Origin of the sequence: Streptomyces sp. x-80 (genome assembly GCF_046549095.1) — a bacterium.
Classification (GTDB): domain Bacteria; phylum Actinomycetota; class Actinomycetes; order Streptomycetales; family Streptomycetaceae; genus Streptomyces; species Streptomyces celluloflavus.
The window spans coordinates 98491-118087 of record NZ_JAJPWM010000022.1 but is presented as its reverse complement, the minus strand read 5'-3'; the positions used below and the strand labels follow the sequence as shown (position 1 = coordinate 118087).

The 19597-nt window shown below is 74.1% G+C and carries 15 protein-coding genes and 1 riboswitch; of the genes, 8 read left to right on the top strand and 7 right to left on the bottom strand.

Going from position 1 to position 19597, the window contains the following annotated elements; all coding sequences use genetic code 11:
- Positions 1-36 precede the first annotated feature (36 nt).
- The 8 genes from ACLJWH_RS34210 to ACLJWH_RS34175 all read left to right on the top strand — a co-directional run bounded on the left by ACLJWH_RS34210 (position 37) and on the right by ACLJWH_RS34175 (position 9951).
- Positions 37-1038 (top strand): methyltransferase, encoded by a 1002-nt coding sequence (locus ACLJWH_RS34210; RefSeq protein WP_411145723.1) that lies wholly within the window; start codon positions 37-39, stop codon positions 1036-1038.
- Between the two features lie 103 nt (positions 1039-1141).
- Positions 1142-1315, top strand: a riboswitch (M-box (ykoK) riboswitch).
- Between the two features lie 301 nt (positions 1316-1616).
- Positions 1617-3257 (top strand): NRAMP family divalent metal transporter, encoded by a 1641-nt coding sequence (locus ACLJWH_RS34205; RefSeq protein ID WP_411145680.1) that lies wholly within the window; start codon positions 1617-1619, stop codon positions 3255-3257.
- 152 nt (positions 3258-3409) lie between these two features.
- On the top strand, positions 3410-3859 hold the full coding sequence (locus ACLJWH_RS34200; RefSeq protein ID WP_411145679.1) for a winged helix-turn-helix domain-containing protein: 450 nt from the start codon (positions 3410-3412) through the stop codon (positions 3857-3859).
- Positions 3860-4069: 210 nt separating this feature from the next.
- On the top strand, positions 4070-4849 hold the full coding sequence (locus ACLJWH_RS34195) for a 2,3-dihydro-2,3-dihydroxybenzoate dehydrogenase (RefSeq protein WP_411145678.1): 780 nt from the start codon (positions 4070-4072) through the stop codon (positions 4847-4849).
- Between the two features lie 122 nt (positions 4850-4971).
- Complete coding sequence (locus ACLJWH_RS34190; RefSeq protein WP_411145677.1) at positions 4972-5616, top strand: isochorismatase family protein; 645 nt, start codon at positions 4972-4974, stop codon at positions 5614-5616.
- 5 nt (positions 5617-5621) lie between these two features.
- Positions 5622-5852: a phosphopantetheine-binding protein gene (locus ACLJWH_RS34185; protein ID WP_411145676.1), complete on the top strand. Its 231-nt coding sequence runs from the start codon at positions 5622-5624 to the stop codon at positions 5850-5852.
- The gene (locus ACLJWH_RS34180; protein WP_411145675.1) at positions 5849-9769 is read left to right on the top strand and encodes an amino acid adenylation domain-containing protein; all 3921 of its coding nucleotides are present in this window, start codon (positions 5849-5851) and stop codon (positions 9767-9769) included. The genes ACLJWH_RS34185 and ACLJWH_RS34180 overlap by 4 nt, the downstream gene beginning before the upstream one ends.
- On the top strand, positions 9766-9951 hold the full coding sequence (locus ACLJWH_RS34175; protein WP_411145674.1) for an MbtH family NRPS accessory protein: 186 nt from the start codon (positions 9766-9768) through the stop codon (positions 9949-9951). Before ACLJWH_RS34180 ends, ACLJWH_RS34175 begins: the two co-directional genes overlap by 4 nt.
- Before the next feature lie 83 nt (positions 9952-10034).
- On the opposite strand, the gene ACLJWH_RS34170 is transcribed toward ACLJWH_RS34175, so the two are convergent.
- Genes ACLJWH_RS34170 through ACLJWH_RS34140 form a run of 7 tightly spaced genes read right to left on the bottom strand, consistent with a single transcriptional unit; the run spans position 10035 to position 19536 of the window.
- Positions 10035-11093 (bottom strand): FecCD family ABC transporter permease, encoded by a 1059-nt coding sequence (locus ACLJWH_RS34170; RefSeq protein ID WP_411145673.1) that lies wholly within the window; start codon positions 11091-11093, stop codon positions 10035-10037.
- A complete protein-coding gene (locus ACLJWH_RS34165) occupies positions 11090-12139 on the bottom strand; it encodes a FecCD family ABC transporter permease (RefSeq protein ID WP_411145672.1) in 1050 nt (349 codons plus the stop codon). Before ACLJWH_RS34165 ends, ACLJWH_RS34170 begins: the two co-directional genes overlap by 4 nt.
- Complete coding sequence (locus ACLJWH_RS34160) at positions 12136-12744, bottom strand: dTDP-4-dehydrorhamnose 3,5-epimerase family protein (RefSeq protein WP_411145671.1); 609 nt, start codon at positions 12742-12744, stop codon at positions 12136-12138. Before ACLJWH_RS34160 ends, ACLJWH_RS34165 begins: the two co-directional genes overlap by 4 nt.
- Entirely contained in the window at positions 12744-13697 is a 954-nt protein-coding gene (rfbD, locus tag ACLJWH_RS34155; protein WP_411145670.1) for a dTDP-4-dehydrorhamnose reductase, read from the bottom strand. The genes ACLJWH_RS34160 and rfbD overlap by 1 nt, the downstream gene beginning before the upstream one ends.
- Positions 13694-14653, bottom strand: coding sequence for a dTDP-glucose 4,6-dehydratase (gene rfbB / locus ACLJWH_RS34150; protein WP_411145669.1), 960 nt, complete (start codon positions 14651-14653; stop codon positions 13694-13696). Before rfbB ends, rfbD begins: the two co-directional genes overlap by 4 nt.
- A gap of 57 nt (positions 14654-14710) precedes the next feature.
- Positions 14711-15778 carry a glucose-1-phosphate thymidylyltransferase gene (locus ACLJWH_RS34145; RefSeq protein ID WP_411145668.1) on the bottom strand — a complete coding sequence of 356 codons (1068 nt, stop codon included), beginning with the start codon at positions 15776-15778 and terminating at the stop codon, positions 14711-14713.
- Positions 15775-19536: an ABC transporter ATP-binding protein gene (locus tag ACLJWH_RS34140; RefSeq protein ID WP_411145667.1), complete on the bottom strand. Its 3762-nt coding sequence runs from the start codon at positions 19534-19536 to the stop codon at positions 15775-15777. The genes ACLJWH_RS34145 and ACLJWH_RS34140 overlap by 4 nt, the downstream gene beginning before the upstream one ends.
- Positions 19537-19597 lie beyond the last annotated feature (61 nt).

Here is a 19597-nt window from a genome sequence, read left to right as displayed (position 1 = left end):
CCGCAGGAGAGCGGGTCGCCCGCCGACCACCGGACCATGCTGGCCCAGATGATGTACGGGGCGATGGCCGGTCAGGCGGTCGGCGCCGCCGCCCGGCTGCGGATCGTCGACCTGATCGGCGACGGTGAGCGGGCGGCGGACGAGCTGGCGGCGGAGTGCGCGGCCCAGCCCCGGGCGCTGGCCCGGCTGCTGCGCGCGCTGGCCGGACTGGGGCTGCTCGTCGAGCGCGCCCCGGGCCGCTTCACGGTCACCGAGGCCGGTGCCCTGCTCCGCAGCGACCGGCCGGATTCGGTGTACTCCCTCGTCCGGATGTTCACCGACCCGGTCATGGTCCGGGCCTGGGAGCGCCTGGACGACAGTGTGCGCACCGGCAAGACGTCCTTCGACGAGGTCTTCGGCAAGGACTTCTTCGGCCATCTCGCCGAACACCCGGAGCTCTCCGCCGATTTCAACGCCGCCATGAGCCAGGCCACCAGAGACACGGCGGCGCTGGTGCCGGGGGCCTTCGACTTCGGCCGGTTCACGACCGTGGCCGATATCGGCGGTGGCGACGGCACCCTGCTGGCATTCGTGCTGCGGGCGTATCCGTCGCTGCGCGGCATCATCTTCGACAGCGCGGAGGGGCTCGCCCAGGCCGGCCCGAAGCTGGCGCGCGACGGACTGGACGGCCGCTGTTCGCTGGTGACCGGGGACTTCTTCGCCACCGCTCCCGAAGGCGCCGACCTGTATCTCCTCAAGAGCGTCATCCACGACTGGAACGACGAGCAGTGCGCGGACATCCTCCGGCACTGCCGGGAGGTCATCCCGGACAGCGGCCGGCTGCTGATCGTCGAGCCCGTCCTGCCGCCTGTCGTGGACCCGTCGCAAGCCGGCACCATGTATCTCAGCGACCTGAACATGCTGGTCAACCTCGGGGGCCGGGAGCGCACCCGGGACGACTTCGAGGAGCTCTGCCGCACCGCGGGCTTCGCCGTGCGGACCGTGACGGCACTTCCGAAGCCGAGCCCGTTCTCGCTCATCGAGGCCGAACCGGTCTGAGCCGAGCCGGTGTTACCCACCCGGGAGGCGGCGAACGCGCCAAGTCTTCGTCAAATAGTTGCGTCAACGCGCAAGTGTGGGTCATTCTTCAGACGAATGCAGAAAGGCACCTCGTTCGGTGAGGCTTCTGCACGGACACAGGCCACTGACCCCACGACATCGAGAGACGCCCAGGGTCAGGACAGGTCTCCCCGGCCTAAGGGGTGACCCCAAGTGGCTGCCCTCGCCGAGGGATTACGCCGTGCAGTGCCAAAGCTCTGACGAGTTGGGGTGAACCGGCCGTACGGGCCGGTCCGCTCCTTGCCGAGTCGTTGTGACGCCCAGTGCGTCCCCGGCCGGGAGGAGGCGAGCGGCATGGACAGCGGTGGCAGTAGACCGGACCGTAGCTGCGCTCCACTCTGCATGTTCTCGTTCTTCTCCGGCACCCGGTAACCACCTTCTCCACCGGCGCGTTCGCGCTCCCACCCCTGCCCCCGTGCGGCCGACCGCCGCCCCGGGGTGCCGGGCTGCGCTCGCCGGCGGACCGCTGCCGCGTGCCCCCCAACACCTCGCCCTGTCAAGGGGTTCGGGAGGCTGCCATGACCCACACCGCACTCGACCCGGTACCGGCGGAACGCGCCGCCGTGCTGGATGACGCGCACCTCGGCGACATCCAGGGCGCGCTCGGCACCATCAGGCTCGACGACCACGGCGCGCGCCGTGGCCTGTCCGCCAAGCTCAAGACCCTGCTGGCGATAGTCGGACCCGGCCTGATCGTGATGGTCGGCGACAACGACGCGGGCGCGTTCGCCACCTACGGCCAGGCCGGGCAGAACTACGGCACCCACCTGCTGTGGACCCTGCTGCTGCTCGTCCCCGTCCTCTACGTCAACCAGGAAATGGTCCTGCGGCTCGGCGCGGTGACCGGGGTGGGGCATGCGCGGCTGATCCTGGAGCGGTTCGGGAAGTTCTGGGGCGCGTTCAGCGTGATCGACCTGTTCCTGCTCAACGCGCTGACGCTGGTGACCGAGTTCATCGGCATCACCCTCGCCGCCGGATATCTGGGGCTGCCCAAGGCCGCCTCGGTCGTCCTGGCCGCGCTCGTCATCGTCGCCTCCGCGTTCACCGGCTCCTTCCGCCGCTTCGAGCGGATCGCCATCTGCCTGTGCGCGGCCTCCCTGCTGCTGGTGCCGGTCTACTTCCTCGTCCACCCCGCGGCCTCGCAGATGGCGCTCGGCCTCATCACTCCCGGCCTGCCCGGCGGCTCCGGTGAGCTGTCCACCGTCATGCTGCTGATCATCGGCATCGTCGGCACCACGGTCGCCCCCTGGCAGCTGTTCTTCCAGCAGTCGTACGTCATCGACAAGCGCATCACGCCGCGGTTCATGCGCTACGAGAAGGCCGACCTGTGGATCGGCATCGTCATCGTCGTCATCGGCGGCGCCGCCATGATGGGCTTCACCGCCGCCGCGTTCGCCGGTACCACCGGCTTCGGGAACTTCGGCGACGCCGCCGGTATCGCCCACGGTCTGGAGGTCCACGCCGGCAAGCTCGCCGGAGTCCTGTACGCCATCGCCCTCCTGGACGCCTCCGTCATCGGCGCGTTCGCGGTGTCGCTCTCCACCGCCTACGCCATCGGTGACGTCTTCGGCATGAAGCACTCCCTGCACCGGGGGGTCAAGGGCGCCAAGGGCTTCTACGCCCTCTACGCCGGACTGGTCGCGGCGGCCGCCGCCATCGTGCTGATCCCCGGCTCCCCGCTCGGTCTGCTCACCGAGGGCGTGCAGACGCTCGCCGGTGTCCTGCTGCCGTCCGCCTCGGTCTTCCTGCTGCTGCTCTGCAACGACAAGCAGGTCCTCGGCCCGTGGGTCAACGGCTCCCGCACCAACGCCTTCACCGCCGTCGTGGTGGGTGTGCTGGTGTCCCTGTCCGTCGTCCTGACCGCCTCCGTGCTCTTCCCCGGCATCAGCGCCGACGCGATCATCGACATCATGGCCGGCTGCGCCGCCGCCGGCATCCTCGCGGCCGGTTACGCCGGCACCCGGCGCCGCACCGCGGCCAGGGCGGAGCCGGTCGACCGCACCGGCCGGGACACCTGGCGGATGCCACCGCTGGAGACCCTGACCCGCCCGGCCATGTCCACCACCCGCAGGATCGGCATGGGCACCCTGCGGACCTATCTGCTCATCGCGATGGTGCTGGTCGCCGTCAAGATCGTCCAAGTGGCGCTGGGCGGCTGAACCGTGGGGCGGCCCAGGCTCCGGGCGCCGGTTCCGGGGCCCGGGGGAACGCCTCGGGCGCTCGTTTCCGTCCTCCTCACCGGCGGTGCCGGGTCCGCCCGGTCCCGCCCCGCACCCGATTCCCTTCACCTCCGAACCCGTCAGGAGCCGCTATGACCCTGCGTCACCGATTGGTCCACCGCGTCTACCGCGACCGTGTCGCCACGGCCGCGGAGTCACGGCGGGGTGCAGCCGCCCGGCCCGTACCGCGGCCGTCGTCCGTCGAACCCCGGGCCGTGAAACCGCCCCGGGCCCCGGTGCACCGCGTCCGCGGTCTCGTGGTCGACTGCGAGTCCCGCAGCGTCGCGGTCGACGGGCGCCAACTGGAGCTGACCTGCATGGAGTTCGAACTCCTCGCCCATCTCGTCGCCAACCGGCGGCGGGTCTACAGCCGCCCGCAGCTGATGGAGCTGGTGTGGCAGCAGGCCCCCGTCGGGTACACGCGCACCGTCGACGTCCACATCGCCCGCCTGCGGAGCAAGCTCGGCCCCGGCCACCGGACGCTGATCCGCACCGTACGGCAGGTCGGCTACGCCTTCGATCCGGCCAACCGGGCGCGGTAGGGGCGGGCCGGCCGGGGTTCCGGCCCCGCACCGGAGCCCGGGCGGTGCGGGGCGGCGACGGCCGGGTGCAACGTCTTGGCGGATGGCCGCTGTTGACGCCCGTCGGGCCGGGGTGCCGCGCCGGGCGTCCGGCCGGGGCGGCGTCCGCGCTCGCGATCTTCATGTTAGGTTAGGCTTGCCTAAGTGATGACGTGAGTGAGGGGAAACGGCGTGCGGGAAACCGAACTTTCCGGTCGGACAGCACTGGTCACCGGCGCGGGCCGGGGCATAGGGGAGGCCGTGGCGCGACTGCTGGCCGACCAGGGTGCGCGGGTGGTCGCCGTGGACCGGGACGCCGACGGCGTCACCGCCCTGGAGGCCGAGTACGGCGTCGGCCGGATCACCGGCCGCGCCGTCGACATCACCGACCGCGCGGCCGTCGAACCTCTGGTGGCCGACGCCGAACGCACCGCCGGGCCGCTGGACATCCTGGTCAACGTCGCCGGTGTGCTGCGGACCGCGCCCGTCGTGGAACTCACCGACCAGGACTGGGACGACACCTTCGCCGTGAACACCACCGGCGTCTTCCAGCTCTCCCGCGCCGTGGCGCGCACCATGACCACCCGGCGCAGCGGCTGCATCGTCACCGTGGGCTCCAACGCGGCCGGGGTGCCGCGCGCCGGAATGGCCGCGTACGCCGCCTCCAAGGCCGCCGCGACGCTCTTCACCAAATGCCTCGGCCTCGAACTGGCCCGCAGCGGCGTACGGTGCAACGTCGTCTCGCCCGGCTCCACCGACACCCCCATGCAGCGACAGCTGTGGACCGGACCGGAGGCCCGCGACCGCATCATCGACGGCGACCCCGAGTCCTACCGGGTCGGCATCCCGCTCGGCCGGATCGCCGAACCCCGCGACATCGCCGAGGCCGTCGGCTTCCTCGTCTCGGACCGCGCCCGGCACATCACCATGCACGACCTGTACGTTGACGGCGGCGCGACGCTGCGCGCCTGACGCCGCCCGCACCGCGGGCCCGCGCGCCGGCCCGCGACCGCCCGTACGACGGCCGCGGCCGCCGGCCCGCCGCGCCCCCGCAGCTCCGACTCCCCACCCCTTCACCAGCGAAAGGCCCTGTCATGGCGCTCCCCGCCATCGCCCCGTACCCCATGCCCACCCCCGACGCGCTGCCCGCCCAGCGCGTCGACTGGACCGTGGACCCCCGCCGGGCCGTACTGCTCGTGCACGACCTCCAGAACTACTTCCTGCGCGCCTTCACCGAAGGGGCCGCGCCGCTCACCGAACTCCTGGACAACGTGGGCCGGTTGACGACCGCCTGCCGCGCGGCGGGCATCCCCGTCGTCTACTCCGCGCAGCCCGCCGGCCAGACCCCGGCCCAGCGCGGACTCCAGCAGGACTTCTGGGGCCCCGGTCTGCCGGCCGAACCGGAGGACGCCGCGGCCGTCGCCGCGCCCGTCGCCCCGCAGCCCGGCGACACCCTGCTGACCAAGTGGAAGTACAGCGCGTTCGCCCGTACCGACCTCGGCGAGCAGCTGGCCGGTCTCGGCCGTGACCAGCTCGTCGTGGTCGGTGTCTACGCGCACATCGGCGTGCTGATGACGGCCTGTGACGCGTGGATGCGCGACATCCAGGCGTTCGTCGTCGCCGACGCCGTCGCCGACTTCTCGGCCGCCGACCACCAGCAGGCGCTGCGCTGGGCGGCGGACAAGTGCGCGCGGATCACCACCACCGACGCCCTGTGCCAGGGCATCGAGGGGGTCTGACCGCGATGGCCCTGACGTTGCAGCAGATACGCGCCGATGTCGCCGAGACGCTCGGCGAGGACCCGGCCGACATCCCCGACGACGAGAACCTCGTGGACTACGGCCTCGACTCGATCCGCATCATGAGCCTGATCGGCCGCTGGCGCCGCGACCACGGCATCGAGGCGACCTTCGTCGACCTCGCCGAACGCCCCGCCATCGACGCCTGGGCGGCACTGCTGGGGGTCGCGCCATGACCGCCGCCCCGGCCGGGACCGCGACCGCGGGCGGCGCCCCGCTCACCGCCGCGCAGTCCGGTATGTGGTACGCCCAGGCCCTCGACCCGGACAGCCCCGCGCAGAACACCGCGGAATGCGTCGAGATCCACGGCACGCTGGACCCGGTGCGCTTCGCCGAGGCGCTGCACCGGACCGTCGGCGAGACGGACGCGCTGCGCGTCCGCATCGAGGACACCCCGGCCGGGCCACGGCAGTTCGCCCTGGAGATCGAACCGTCCGGGCACGGCTTCCCGATGCACGCCGCGGACCTGCGCGACCAGGGCGACCCGGACGCGGTCGCCCGCGCCTGGATGCGCGACGACCTCGCGGACCCCTTCGACCTGGCCACCGGGCCGCTCTTCCGGCACGCCCTCTTCCGGGTGGGCGAGCGCCGCTGGCTGTGGTACCAGCGGGTGCACCACATCGTCCTGGACGGCTTCGGCTACGCGCTGGTCGCCCGCCGGGTCGCCGAGGTCTACAGTGCCCTCGCCGCGGGCGAGGAGGCCGGGCCCAGCCCCTTCGGGCGGCTCGCGGAACTGGTCGCCGAGGACGCCGCGTACCGCGCCGGTGAGGCGTACGAGAAGGACCGCGCGCACTGGAGCGACACCTTCGCCGACCGCCCCGACGTGCCCACCCTGGCCGGGCGCGGCGCCCTCCCGTCGCGTACCTTCCTGCGCCGCACCACCACGCTCGGCACCGGCGTCCGCGACCGGATCGAGACGCTGGCCGGCGCCGTCCGCGCCACCTGGCCGGAAGTCCTGATCGCCACCCAGGCGCTGTACGTCGCCCGCGCCACCGGCAGCGCCGAGGTCGTCCTCGGCCTGCCGATGATGGGCCGGCTGGGCTCCGCCGCACTGCGCATCCCCGGCATGGTCATGAACGTGCTGCCGCTGCGGCTGACCGTCACCCCGCAGGCGACGTTCGCCGAACTCACCCGGCAGGTCGTCCTCGGCATCCGCGCCGCCCGCCGCCACCAGCGCTACCGCTACGAGGACATCCGGCGCGACCTCGGACTGCTCGGCGAGGGGCGGGCGCTCACCGGCCCGCTGGTCAACGTCATGCCCTTCGACTACGCGCTGGACTTCGCCGGCGCCCCCTGCACGGCCCACAACCTGTCCGCGGGCCCGGTCGACGACCTGACCGTCAACATCTACGACCGGGGCGACGGCAGCGGACTGCGCATCGACCACGACGGCAACCCGGCCCTCTACACCGCACGGGAACTCGCCGCCCACCAGGACCGGTTCCTGGACCTGCTCGACCGGATCACGGCCGCCGACCCGCACGCCCCGCTGGCCGCCCACGGCATCGCCACCGCCGCCGAACGCCACCTGGTGCTGACGGAGTTCAACGACACCGCCCGCGCCGTGCCGCCGACCACCCTGATCGGCCCGGTAGAGGCGCAGGCCATCCGCACCCCGGACGCCCCCGCCCTCGTCCACGGCGGGCTGACCCTCAGCTACGCACAGCTCACCGGCCGCGCCAACCGGCTCGCCCGGCACCTGGCCACGCTGGGCGTGCGCCCCGGAGCGGTCGTCGCCGTCGCGCTGCCGCGCTCGCCCGACCTGGTCATCGCCCTGCTGGCGGTCCTCAAGGCGGGCGGCGCCTACCTGCCGCTCGACCCGGACCATCCGGCCGACCGGCTCGTGGGCATGGTCGAGGACGCCGCACCCGTCTGCGTCCTCACCGATGTCGCCGGCCGGCTGCCGGACACCGGCCCGCCCACCGTCGTCCTCGACGGGCTCGACCTCTCCGCCCACCTCGACATCACCCCGCCCCGCGCGCTGACCCCGCAGCACCCCGCGTACGTCATCTACACCTCCGGCTCCACCGGCCGCCCCAAGGGGGTCGTCGTCCCGCACGCCGCGATCGACAACCGGCTGCGGTGGATGCAGGCCGCCTACCCGCTGACCGCGGGCGACCGGGTGCTCCAGAAGACCCCCGCCGGATTCGACGTGTCCGTATGGGAGTTCTTCTGGCCGCTGCGCGAGGGCGCCACCCTCGTCGTCGCCGAACCCGGCGGCCACAAGGACCCGGCCTACCTGGCCCGCACCATCCGCGAACAGGCCGTCACCACCTGCCACTTCGTGCCCTCCATGCTCCAGGTCTTCCTCGCCGAACCGGACGCCGCGCACCGCACCGGGCTGCGCCGGGTCTTCTGCAGCGGCGAAGCGCTGGCGCGCGAGACGGCGCAGGACTTCGCCCGGGTGCTGCCCGGTGTGCCGCTGCACAACCTGTACGGCCCGACCGAGGCCGCCGTCGACGTCACGTACCACGCCTGCCGGCCCGGCGAGGACGGCCCGGTGCCCATCGGGCGGCCCGTCTGGAACACCCGGCTGTACGTCCTGGACGCGGCCCTCCAGCCGTGCCCGCCGGGCATCCCCGGCGAGCTGTACCTCGCCGGCCCCCAGCTCGCCACCGCCTACCTCGGCCGCCCCGGGCTCACCGCCACCCGCTTCGTCGCCGACCCCTACGGCGCACCGGGCACCCGGATGTACCGCACCGGAGACTTGGCCCGCTGGACGGCGGACGGCGAGGTGGAGTACCTCGGGCGCACCGACCACCAGGTCAAACTGCGCGGGCTGCGCATCGAACTCGGCGAGATCGAGGCGGCGCTGGCGGCCGCGCCCGCCGTGACCGGGGCCTGCGTCCTGGTCCGCGAGGACCGGCCCGGCGACCAGCGGCTGGTCGGCTATGTCACCGCCGCGCACCCCGCCCCCGATCCCGAGGCGCTGCGCACCCGGCTCGCCGCGACGCTGCCCGACTACATGGTGCCCGGCGCGGTACTCGTCCTCGACGACTTCCCGCTCAGCCCCAACGGCAAGCTGGACCGCGGCGCGCTGCCCGCTCCCACCGCGGCCATCGGCGACCGGGCACCGCGCACCCACCAGGAGGAGACCCTCGCCCGGCTGTTCGCCGACGCCCTGGGCCTGCCGTCGGTCGGGGTGGACGACGGCTTCTTCGACCTCGGCGGCACCTCGCTGCTCGCGGCCCGGCTGGTCGCCCGGGTGCGCGACGCGCTGGGGACGGACCTCACCATCGGCACCCTCTTCCAGGCGCCGACCCCCGCCGCGCTCGCCACGAAGCTCGGCGCCGGGACCGGTGGCGCGGACGACGCCCTCGGCGTGCTGCTGCCGCTGCGCACCCACGGCGACCGCACCCCGCTCTTCGTCCTGCACCCGGCGGGCGGTATCAGCTGGTGCTACTCCGGGCTGCTCGCCCACCTCGACGCGCACCAGCCCGTGCACGGTCTCCAGGCCCGCGGACTGGTCCATGACGAACCCCTGCCGGCCACCCTGGAGGAGATGGCGGCCGACTACGCCGGCCAGCTCCGCCGCGTCCAGCCGCACGGCCCCTACCGGCTGCTCGGCTGGTCCGTCGGCGGCGTCCTCGCGCACACCGTCGCGGTACTCCTCCAGGAGGCGGGCGAGCGGGTCGAGTTGCTCGCGATGCTGGACGCCTACCCCTCCGACCAGTGGCGCGACCAGGCCGTCCCGGGCGAGACGGACGCCCTGACCGCGCTGCTGCGGATGGCCGGCTTCGACCGCACCGACGAACTCACCCGCGAGGACGTGCTCGGCACGCTCCAGCGCGAGGGCAGCGCGCTGGCCGGACTCTCCGAGCGCACCCTCTCCGCCGTCGTGGACATCGTCGTCAACAACGCCCGGCTGATGCGCACCCACCACCACCGGGTCTTCGACGGCGAGGTGCTCTTCTTCACCGCCGCGGCGCCCCGTGCCGAGGACTGGCTGACCCACGAGGCGTGGACGCCCTACGTCAGCGGCGCGCTGCGCCCCCACGAGATCGACTGCCTGCACCAGCAGATGACCCAGGCCCCGCACCTCGACACGATCGCGGCGGTGCTCGCCGCCCGGCTGAAGGAACTCGACGGATGACCCCCACCGCACCCTTCGACCCGACGGGGTCCGCCGCCGCCACCCACCTGGTGCTCGCCGACGACCACGGCGGCCGCTCCCTGTGGCCGGGCCATATCGCCGTCCCCGCGGGCTGGCACACCGTCCACGGACCGGCCTCCTACGCGGCCTGCCTGGCACACGCCGAAGCCGCCGGGCACTGACCGCGCCCACCACAACCGCCGCCGCCGGCCGGGACTGCCCGGCCGGCGGCGGCGGTTCGTTCCAGGTGCTGCGGGGCCGCGGGCTACAGCCGCCCCGACCTGCGCTCCCGCAGCAGCAGCCAGGCCAGGTACACCCCGCCCGCGACACCGGTCACCACGCCCACCGGCAGAATCGCCGACCGGGAGATCCGCTGGGTGGCCCAGTCCGCCCCGGCGACCAGCACCGCGCCCATCCAGGCCGCGGGCAGCACGTTCGGGCCGGGGGCGCGGGTCACCCGGCGCGCCAGCTGGGGTGCGGCGAGGGCGACGAAGGGGATGGGGCCGGCCGCCGCGACCGCCATCGCGGTCAGCCCGGTACCGGCCGCCAGCAGCACCAGCCGGCTGCGCTCGGGCCGGATACCGAGCGCGGCCGCCGTGTCGTCGCCCATCTCCAGCAGCGACAGCCGGCGCGCGTAGGCGAGCACCACCGGAACCAGCGCGGCCAGCCCCAGCGCGGCGGTCCACACCTCGCTCCAGCCGCGCCCGTTGAGCGACCCCACCATCCAGGTGGCCGCCTGCGCGGCCTTGCCGATCTCCGCACGGACGTACAGGAAGCTGGTGGCCGAGCCCAGCACCGCGGCGGCGCCGATGCCCACCAGGACCAGCCGGTAGCCGTGCACCCCGCGCTTCCAGGCGAGCAGATACACCGCGGCCGCCGTCACCAGCCCGCCGCAGACCGCACCGAGCGCCGTCTGCGGGGCACCCGCGTTCAGCACGATGATGGCGACCAGCGCCCCGGCCGAGGCGCCGTTGCCGAAGCCGATGATGTCCGGACTGCCCAGCGGATTGCGCGACAGCGACTGGAAGACTGCGCCCGCCATCCCCAGCGCGAAGCCGACGAGCAGCCCGTCGAGGGCCCTGGGCAGGCGCAGGTCCCGCACGATGAACCCGGCGCCCGGCGGCCCGTCTCCGGCCAGCGTGCGCACCACTTCCCACGGGGTGAGCGCATAGCGCCCCGTCCCGATGGCCAGCACCGTCACCGCGGCCGCGACCAGTGCCAGCGCCGTACACACCAGCAGCGCGCGCCGGTCGAAGCGCAGCGACCAGCCCGCCCCGGTACGCACCGCACCGCGCGTCACGGTCACGTTCTTGAACAGGGTCACAGCTGGGCCACCTTCCGCTGCCGGACCAGATGGATGAAGAGCAGCCCGCCGAGGAAGGCGGTGACGATGCCCACCTCGATCTCGGACGGCGGGACGACGACCCGGCCCACCACGTCGGAGGCGAGCATCAGCACCGGCGCGTACAGCGCACAGGCCGGAAAGAGCCACCGCGGATCGGGGCCGCTGAAGACCCGTACCGCGTGCGGGATCATCAGCCCGATGAAGCCGATCGGCCCGCACACGGCGGTGGCGGCGCCGCACAGCAGGGTGATGGCGGCGATCGACAGCACCCGGGTACGCCCCACATGGGCGCCCAGCGCCCGCGCCGAATCGTCACCGAGCGCCATCGCGCCGAGCGGCCGGGCGAGCCCGAACGCCAGCAGCACCCCGGCCAGCAGCATCGGGAGCGCCTTGACCAGCAGGCCCGCGTCGCGGCCCGCGAGGGTGCCGACGGACCAGTGGCGCATCGTCTCCAGCGTGCCCAGATCGACAAGTTGCAGCCCGTTGACATAGCCGAACAGCGCCGCGTTGACCGCGGTCCCGGCCAGCGCGAGCCGTACCGGGGTGGCGGCCCGGCTGCCGCCCAGCAGGTTGACCAGGACCGCGGCGACCGCGGCGCCGGCCAGCGCGAACCACAGATAGAGGTCGAAGGAGTCCACCCCGAGCAGGCTGATCGCGGTGACCACGGCCGCCGAGGCGCCCGCGTTGACCCCCAGCAGCCCGGGATCGGCCAGCGGATTGCGGGTCAGCGTCTGCATCACCGCCCCGGCGAGGCCGAGCGCCGCGCCCGCCGCGATCCCGATCAGGGTGCGCGGCAGCCGCAACTGCCGGACGACGGCGTCGTTCTCGGTGCCCGACGGATCGAACAGGGCCGACCACACGTCGTGCAGCGGTATCTGCCGGGTACCGATCGCCAGGCTCGCGAGCACCACGACGGCCAGCAGGACGAGCCCGAGCAGCAGCCCGGTGGCGCGCAGCGCCGCCCGCCGGCCGGGCGGCGCCGGGGCCTGCGCCGCGGGGCCGAGCGCGTCGGCCACCGCCGTCATCCGGCCCGTCCCGCGGCGGCCGCGTCCGCACGGTGGCGCACACAGTCCTCGTACGACGGCAGGATGCCCAGCCGTTCGGCCTCCCGCAGGGTGGGGGCCGCCGCGTCCTTGGGCGACAGCAGCGGCGCGAGGTCCGCCGGCCAGTCGATGCCGAGGTCGGGGTCGAGCGGGTGCACCGCGTGCTCGCGCCGCGGCCGGTAGCCGGTGGAGCACAGGTACACCACCGTGGCGTCGTCGGACAGCGCGCAGAACGCGTGCCCCAGCCCCTCGGAGAGATACACCGCGGTGCCCTCGGCCGAGGCGAGCGGCACCGCCTCCCAGGCGCGGTAGGTCGGTGAGCCGCGCCGCAGATCGACGACGACATCCAGCACCGCGCCCCGCACACAGGTGACGTACTTCGCCTGGCCGGGCGGCACCTCGCTGAAGTGGATACCGCGCAGCGAACCGCGGCGGGAGACCGAGCAGTTCGCCTGGGCGAGCGCCGGCGGGTGCCCGGCGGCGGCGCCGAACTCGTCGGTCCGGAACCATTCGTGGAAACTGCCCCGCTCGTCGCGGTGCACGGCCGGGCTGCGCACCCAGGCCCCTTCGATGCTCAACGGGCGCATCAGGCCACTCCCTTGGACTCGTAGGCAACTGCCGGCGCATCGGGCGCATCGGGCGCATCCGGCGGGGACGGTGACGGCAGAGGCGGACAGGGCCGGGTGGCGGCACTCAGCGCCTCGGCGAGCCCGTCCGTCCAGAGCCGCGGCGGCGCCAGCCCGGCCGCCGCCCAGCGCTCGTGCCCCAGGACGCCGAACGCCGGGCGCGGGGCGGGCCGGCCCAGCTGCGCGGTGCTGACCGGGCGGACCAGCGCGGGGTCGGCGCCGGTCAGCCGGAAGACCTCCCGGGCCAGCCCGAACCAGGTGGTGCGGCCCGCGGCGGTGGCGTGGAAGACGCCCGCCGCCCGCTCGGCCGGCAGCCCGCCCAGGGCGAGCAGCCGCCCGGCGACGTCCCGCGCCCAGGTCGGCTGCCCGTACTGGTCGTCCACGACGTGCACCTCGGCGCCGGCCGCGGCCCGCCGGGCCATCGTGGTCACGAAGTTGCGGCCGTGGCCGGCGTAGAGCCAGGCGGTGCGCACCACCGTGCCCAGCCGCGGCAGCTCCTCCAGCACCGCCCGCTCACCGGCCAGCTTGCTGCGGCCGTACGCCGAGCGCGGTGCCGCGGGGGCGTCCTCCGCGTAGGGGGTGTCCGCGTCGCCCGCGAAGACGTAGTCGGTGGACAGGTGCAGCAGCCGGGACCGGACACCGGCGCAGCCGCGGGCCAGGGTGCGTACCGCGTCGCCGTTGACGGCCAGCGCCGCCCGTTCCGCGCGCTCGGCGCCGTCGACATCGGTCCACGCGGCGCAGTTGACGACGACGGCGGGCCGGGCGCGGCGCAGCGTCCGGTGCACCGCGGCGGCGTCGGTGAGGTCGAGGTCGGGGCGGGCGAGCGGCAGGACCGGCGCGCCGGCCCGCTTCAGCGCCGCCGCCACCTCCCGGCCGAGCATGCCGTCCGCGCCGGTGATCAGCCAGCCGCTCACCGCTGCCACCAGTCCCGGTGCGTGCGGTACCAGTCGACGGTGGCGGCGAGCCCGGTGTCGAACGAGTGCCGCGGCCGGTAGCCCAGTTCGTCGCGGATCTTCGTCCAGTCCACGGAGTAGCGCAGGTCGTGGCCCTTGCGGTCGGCGACGCGCTCGACGCGGTCCCAGGAGGCACCGCAGCCCGTCAGCAGCCGGCCGGTCAGTTCGGTGTTGGTCAGTTCGGTGCCGCCGCCGATGTGGTAGACCTCGCCGGCCCGGCCGCCGTCGAGGACCAGGCGCAGGGCCCGGCAGTGGTCGTCGACGTGCAGCCAGTCGCGGACGTTGCGGCCGTCTCCGTAGAGCGGGACCTTGCGGCCCTCCAGGAGGCGGGTGGTGAACAGCGGAATGATCTTCTCCGGGTGCTGGTACGGGCCGTAGTTGTTGGAACAGCGGGTGACGCGTACGTCGAGGCCGTGCGTGCGGTGGTAGGCCAGCGCCAGCAGATCGGAGCCGGCCTTCGACGCCGCGTAGGGGGAGTTGGGGGCGAGCGGCTGGGACTCGGTCCAGGAGCCGTGGGCGATCGAGCCGTACACCTCGTCGGTGGAGACGTGCACGAAGCGCCCCACACCGTGGGCGACCGCGGACTCCAGGAGGGTCTGGGTGCCCAGGACGTTGGTGGCGGCGAAGTCGGCGCCGGAGCGGATGGACCGGTCCACATGGGACTCGGCGGCGAAGTGCACCACCGCGTCGTGGTGGCGCATCAGGGCCTCGACGAGTTCCCGGTCCCGGATGTCACCGTGCACGAAGTCCAGGCAGGGGTGGTCGAGTACGGGGGCGAGGTTGGCCACGTTCCCGGCGTAGGTGAGGGCGTCCAGGACGGTGACCGCGAGCGGTTCGCCGGGTCCTTCGGGGCCGAACAGGGTGCGGACGAAGTGGGAGCCGATGAAGCCGGCCCCGCCGGTGACGAGGATGCGCATGTAGGGGCTTTCGGTCGCAGGAGGTGGGGACGTGCGGCGGCGCGGCCGCGGGCGTGCTCAGCTGCTGATCTGGACGCGGCTGTGGTCGCCGAGGACGAGGCGGTGCGCCCGGGGTGCCCGGGGCGCACCGGTGACGTGCACATCGCGGGCGATCAGGGAGCCCTCGACGCGGCCCGCCTGCTCGATCCGGGAGCCGGTGAGCACGATGGAGAACTCCACCTCGCTGCCGGTGATCACACAGTCGCCGGCCACCGAGGTCGAGGGGCCGACGTAGGAGTCGGTGACGACGCTGTTGGGGCCGATGACCGCGGGCCCCACGATCCGGGAGCGGACCACCCGCGCGCCCGCCTCGATGCGCACCCGGCCCACGAGTTCGCTCGCCGCGTCCACCGTGCCGTCCTGGGCGGGCTCGACCGTCTCCAGGACGGAGCGGTTGACCTCCAGCATGTCGGTGACGTTGCCGGTGTCCTTCCAGTAGCCGGTGATGACGGTGGGGCTGACGGTGTACCCCTGGGCGACCAGCCACTGGAGGGCGTCGGTGATCTCCAGCTCACCGCGGGCGGACGGGGCGATGGCCCGTACGGCGGTGTGCACGGCGGGTGTGAAGAGGTAGACGCCGACCAGTGCCAGGTCGCTGCGCGGGGCGGGCGGCTTCTCCGTCAGCCGGCTCACCCGCCCCTCGGCGTCGAGTTCGGCGACGCCGAACGCGCTGGGGTCGGCCACCTTGGTCAGCAGGATGCCCGCGTCCGGCCGCCGGGCGCGGAAGCCGTCCACCAGCTCGGTGATGCCGCCGACGACGAAGTTGTCGCCCAGATACATCACGAAGTCGTCGTCGCCGAGCCAGTCGCGGGAGATCAGCACCGCGTGGGCCAGGCCCAGCGGCCGGTCCTGCGGCAGATAGGTGACGCGGGCGCCGAAGCGCGACCCGTCGCCGACCGCCGCCTCGATCTCCGGTGCGGTGTCGCCGGTGACGATGCCGATCTCGGTGATGCCCGCGGCCACCAGCGATTCGATGCCGTAGAACAGCACCGGCTTGTTGGCGACGGGGACGAGCTGCTTGGCGGAGGTGTGCGTGATGGGCCGCAGTCTGCTGCCGGTCCCGCCCGCCAGAACGAGTGCCTTCACGGTCGGTTCACTCCTGAGGTGTGGGTCGCGTCGGGTGTGGGCGAGGTGTCCGGTACCGGCGAGGTGCCGGGCGGGGGCGAGGCGTCGGGCGTGCGCGCCGTGCCGCCGGGGGCGGGCGGGATGTCGGCCCCGGTGCCCGCCGTGTAGTGCCGCCACAGCCGCGCATAGCCGCCGCCGGCCGCGAGCAGCTGGTCGTGGGTGCCCTCCTCGGTGACGGCGCCGCCGTCGAGGACGACGATCCGGTCGGCGCGGGCCGCGGTCGCCAGCCGGTGGGCGACGACGACGGTGGTGCGCCGCGCCGCGGTGCGTTCGATGGCACGGGCCACCGCGCGTTCGGTGGCCGGGTCCAGCGAGGCGGTGGCCTCGTCCAGCAACAGCAGCCCGGGATCGACGAGTTCGGCGCGGGCCAGCGCGATCAGCTGGCGCTGCCCCGCGGAGAGCGACTGCCCGCGCTCGCCGACCGGCTGGTGGAACCCGTAGGACTGCGCGGCGATGGCCTCCAGCGCGCCGACCGCGCGGGCGGCGGCCTCCACCTCGGCGTCGGTGGCGTCGGGGCGCCCGTAGCGGATGTTGTCCGCGATGTCGCCGGTGAACAGATGGGCCTCCTGGGGGACGTAGCCGATCAGCCGGCGGTAGCCGGACGCCGGCCAGCGGCGGATGTCGGTGCCGTCGACGGTGAGGCGGCCCGCGCCCGGGTCGTAGAACCGGGCCAGCAGTTTGACCACGGTGGACTTGCCCGCGCCGGTCGCGCCGACCAGCGCGACGGTCTCGCCCGCCCCGACCCGCAGCCCGGCCCCGCGCAGCGAGGGGCGGTCGGCCCCCGGGTAGGTGTGGGTGACGTCGTGCAGTTCGAGCGCGCCGGTCAGCCGCTCGGGCAGCGGCGCGGGGTCGGCCGTCTCCGGGACGGACGGCGTCAGGCGCAGCAGCTCCACACACCGGCGCAGGCCGACGGACGCCTGCTGATAGCTGTCGAACGCCTGGGAGAGCTGCTGGACCGGGGCGAAGAACATCCCGAGGTAGAGCATGAACGCGACCAGCACCCCGGGGCTGAGGTCACCGGCGGCCACCCGGCTCGCGCCGACCATCAGCACCAGCGCCCGGGAGAGTTCCGCGCACAGGTTGACGGCGGGGAAGTACACCGACGCATAGCGCTGGGCCCGCAGCCGGCTGGCCCGGTAGGCGTCGGAGAGCCGGTCGAAGTCCTGGGCCGCGCCCTTCTCGTGGACCTGGGCCTGGGCGGTGCGCAGTCCGCTGACGTTCTCCTGGAGGCTGGAGTTGACCTCACCGATGCGGCGCCGTGCCTCGTCGTACGCGGCGGACGACAGCCGCCAGAAGACGGCGGTGGCGAGCACCACCAGCGGCAGCAGCGCCAGCGCGGCGAGGGCGAGCGGCGGGTGGACGGCGACCATCGCGCAGATCGCGCCGGTGACGGTCGCCAGCGAGGCCACGGAGGCGAGCAGACCGGTCTGGAGGAAGGCGGCGAGCGCGTCGATGTCGTTGACCACGCGGGTCATCACCGCGCCGCCGCGCTCGCGCTCGTAGAAGTCCATGCCGAGCCGCTGGAGCTGGGCGAAGGTCCGTACCCGCAGACCGAACAGCACCCGTTCACCGGCCCGCCGGGTGATCCGGCCCTGGAGCGTGAACGCGGCCCAGCCGATGGCCACCGCGAGCGCGGCCAGCAGCACGGACACCGTCAGCGCCGCGCCGTCGTGCGCGCCGACCCCGTCGTCCAGACCGCGCCGTACCAGCAGCGGCAGCGCGACCCCGGCGGCGGTGTCCACCACCAGCAGGGCCAGGCCGAGCAGCAGCGGCAGCCGTACCGGGCGCAGCAGCCGGCGCAGCGAGACGCGTGGGTCGGGTGCCCGCAGCCGGTCCTGGTCGAGGTCCGGGTCGTGGTCCGGTACGCCGTCGTCCGCGTCGGCGGGCCGGGCGTCCTCCGGGCGCCGCGGCCACAGGTCGGGGGTGACGCCCGCGGCGGACTCCGGCGCGGTGGCGGTGCGTTCGTCGAGGGAGCCGCTGGCGCCGGCCAGCAGTTCGCGGAAGAGCGGGCAGCGGGCGGTGAGTTCCGCCTCGGTGCCGGTGTCGACGACGCGGCCCGCGTCCAGTACGGCGATCCGGTCGGCGAGCGCCAGGGTGGACCTGCGGTGGGCGATCAGCACCGTGGTGCGGTCCCGGGTGACGGTGCGCAGGGTGGCCTGGACGGCGGCCTCGGTCGCCGGGTCGACGGCCGAGGTGGCGTCGTCCAGTACCAGGACGCGCGGCGCCGAGAGCAGGGCGCGGGCCAGGGCGACGCGCTGGCGCTGGCCGCCGGAGAGCGCCAGCCCGCGCTCGCCGGCCTCGGTGGCGTAGCCGTCCGGGAGCCCGGCGATGAAGGCGTGCGCCCCGGCGGCCTCGGCGGCGGCCCGTACCTCGGCGTCGGTGGCGTCCGGGCGGCCGTAGGCGATGTTGTCGCGCAGCGAGCGGGAGAAGAGGAACGGGTCCTCGAAGACGGTGCCGACGGCCGACCGCAGCGAGGCCAGCGCGATGCCCCGGACGTCGTCCGGTGCGCCCGGCGGGCCGAGCCGGACGCTGCCGGTCTGCGGGTCGTAGAACCGGCTGAGCAGCAGGGAGAGGGTGGATTTGCCGGAGCCGGGCGGGCCGACGACGGCGAGCGTCTCGCCCGCCCGCACGGTCAGCGACACCTCGCTGAGCACCGGGTCGCTGGGCGCGTAGCCGAAGGTCACCCCGCGCAGCTCGATCTCCAGCGGCCCGTCGGCCACCGCCGCCGCGTCCGGGGCGTCGGTGACATCCGGTGTGGCGTCGATGAGTTCGTGGACGCGCTCGGCGGCGGCGCGGGCCTGCTGGGCGGTGACGGTGAAGGTGGCGAGCAGCCGGGCGGGGCCCGCCAGCAGCGTCAGATAGCCGGCGAAGGCGAGGAAGGTGCCGACATCGATGCTGCCGCGCAGCGCGAGCCAGCCGCCGAGGGCCAGCACGCCGACCTGTCCGGCGGCCGGCAGCGCGGCCATCGTCGCGGTGGCCGCGGCCTGGAACCGGGACACCCCGATCCGGTGCGCGAACAGCCGCCGGGCGGCGTGCGTCAGCCGGTCCGTCTCCCGTTCCTCCTGGCCGAAACCCTTCACCACGCGGACGCCGGTGACGGTCTCCTCGACGTGCTCGGCGAGGGCCGCGGCGCGCACCTGGGCGCCGCGGGTGGCCGGCACCAGCCGGGCGCGGCTGCGGGCCGCGGTGAACGCGAGGGCGGGGACGACGGTCAGCGCGACGAGGGTGAGCGGCGCGGAGAGCCAGAGCATGGCGCCGGCCGACACCAGGAACAGGGCGCTGACGCCCACCGGGATCGGGAGCATGCCCAGCAGGACCTGGACCTGCTGGAGATCGCTGTTGGCGCGGGAGACGACCTGCCCGGTGCGCAGGGCGTCCTGTTGGACGCCGTCGTAGCGCTGGACGGCGTCGAAGACCTGGGTCCGCAGCCGGTGCTGGACGGCCAGGGCGAGTTTGCCCGCGGCGAATCGGCGGGTGAACTCCGCGCCGAACTGGACCAGGGCCAGCGCGGCGAGCAGCGCGACGAGCGGGCCGATGCGACTGGTGTCGCCCGCGACGGCGTCGTTCACCGCGAGGCCGGCGAGCAGGGGCCCGAAGGCTTCCAGTCCGGTGCCGAAGACGGAGCTGAGCAGGACGGCGGTCAGGAGGAGGGGATGGCGGCGGCACGCGGCGGCGAGCCTACGTATCCAGCCCGGGGACGTTGCTGATCCGGTAAGCACGAACTTAGCTTAGGCTAAGCTAAGTAGCGGTTGCTCCAGGGTGGCCCGATCCGGTCGGCGG

What these genes read in the sequence shown, in the direction of transcription:
- ACLJWH_RS34210 (WP_411145723.1), top strand. Translation starts at nt 37, where the DNA reads ATGCTGGCCCAGATGATGTACGGGGCGATGGCCGGTCAGGCGGTCGGC.
- ACLJWH_RS34205 (WP_411145680.1), top strand. Translation starts at nt 1,617, where the DNA reads ATGACCCACACCGCACTCGACCCGGTACCGGCGGAACGCGCCGCCGTG.
- ACLJWH_RS34200 (WP_411145679.1), top strand. Translation starts at nt 3,410, where the DNA reads ATGACCCTGCGTCACCGATTGGTCCACCGCGTCTACCGCGACCGTGTC.
- ACLJWH_RS34190 (WP_411145677.1), top strand. Translation starts at nt 4,972, where the DNA reads ATGGCGCTCCCCGCCATCGCCCCGTACCCCATGCCCACCCCCGACGCG.
- ACLJWH_RS34185 (WP_411145676.1), top strand. Translation starts at nt 5,622, where the DNA reads ATGGCCCTGACGTTGCAGCAGATACGCGCCGATGTCGCCGAGACGCTC.
- ACLJWH_RS34180 (WP_411145675.1), top strand. Translation starts at nt 5,849, where the DNA reads ATGACCGCCGCCCCGGCCGGGACCGCGACCGCGGGCGGCGCCCCGCTC.
- ACLJWH_RS34175 (WP_411145674.1), top strand. Translation starts at nt 9,766, where the DNA reads ATGACCCCCACCGCACCCTTCGACCCGACGGGGTCCGCCGCCGCCACC.
- ACLJWH_RS34165 (WP_411145672.1), bottom strand. Translation starts at nt 12,139, where the DNA reads ATGACGGCGGTGGCCGACGCGCTCGGCCCCGCGGCGCAGGCCCCGGCG.
- ACLJWH_RS34160 (WP_411145671.1), bottom strand. Translation starts at nt 12,744, where the DNA reads ATGCGCCCGTTGAGCATCGAAGGGGCCTGGGTGCGCAGCCCGGCCGTG.
- rfbB (WP_411145669.1), bottom strand. Translation starts at nt 14,653, where the DNA reads ATGCGCATCCTCGTCACCGGCGGGGCCGGCTTCATCGGCTCCCACTTC.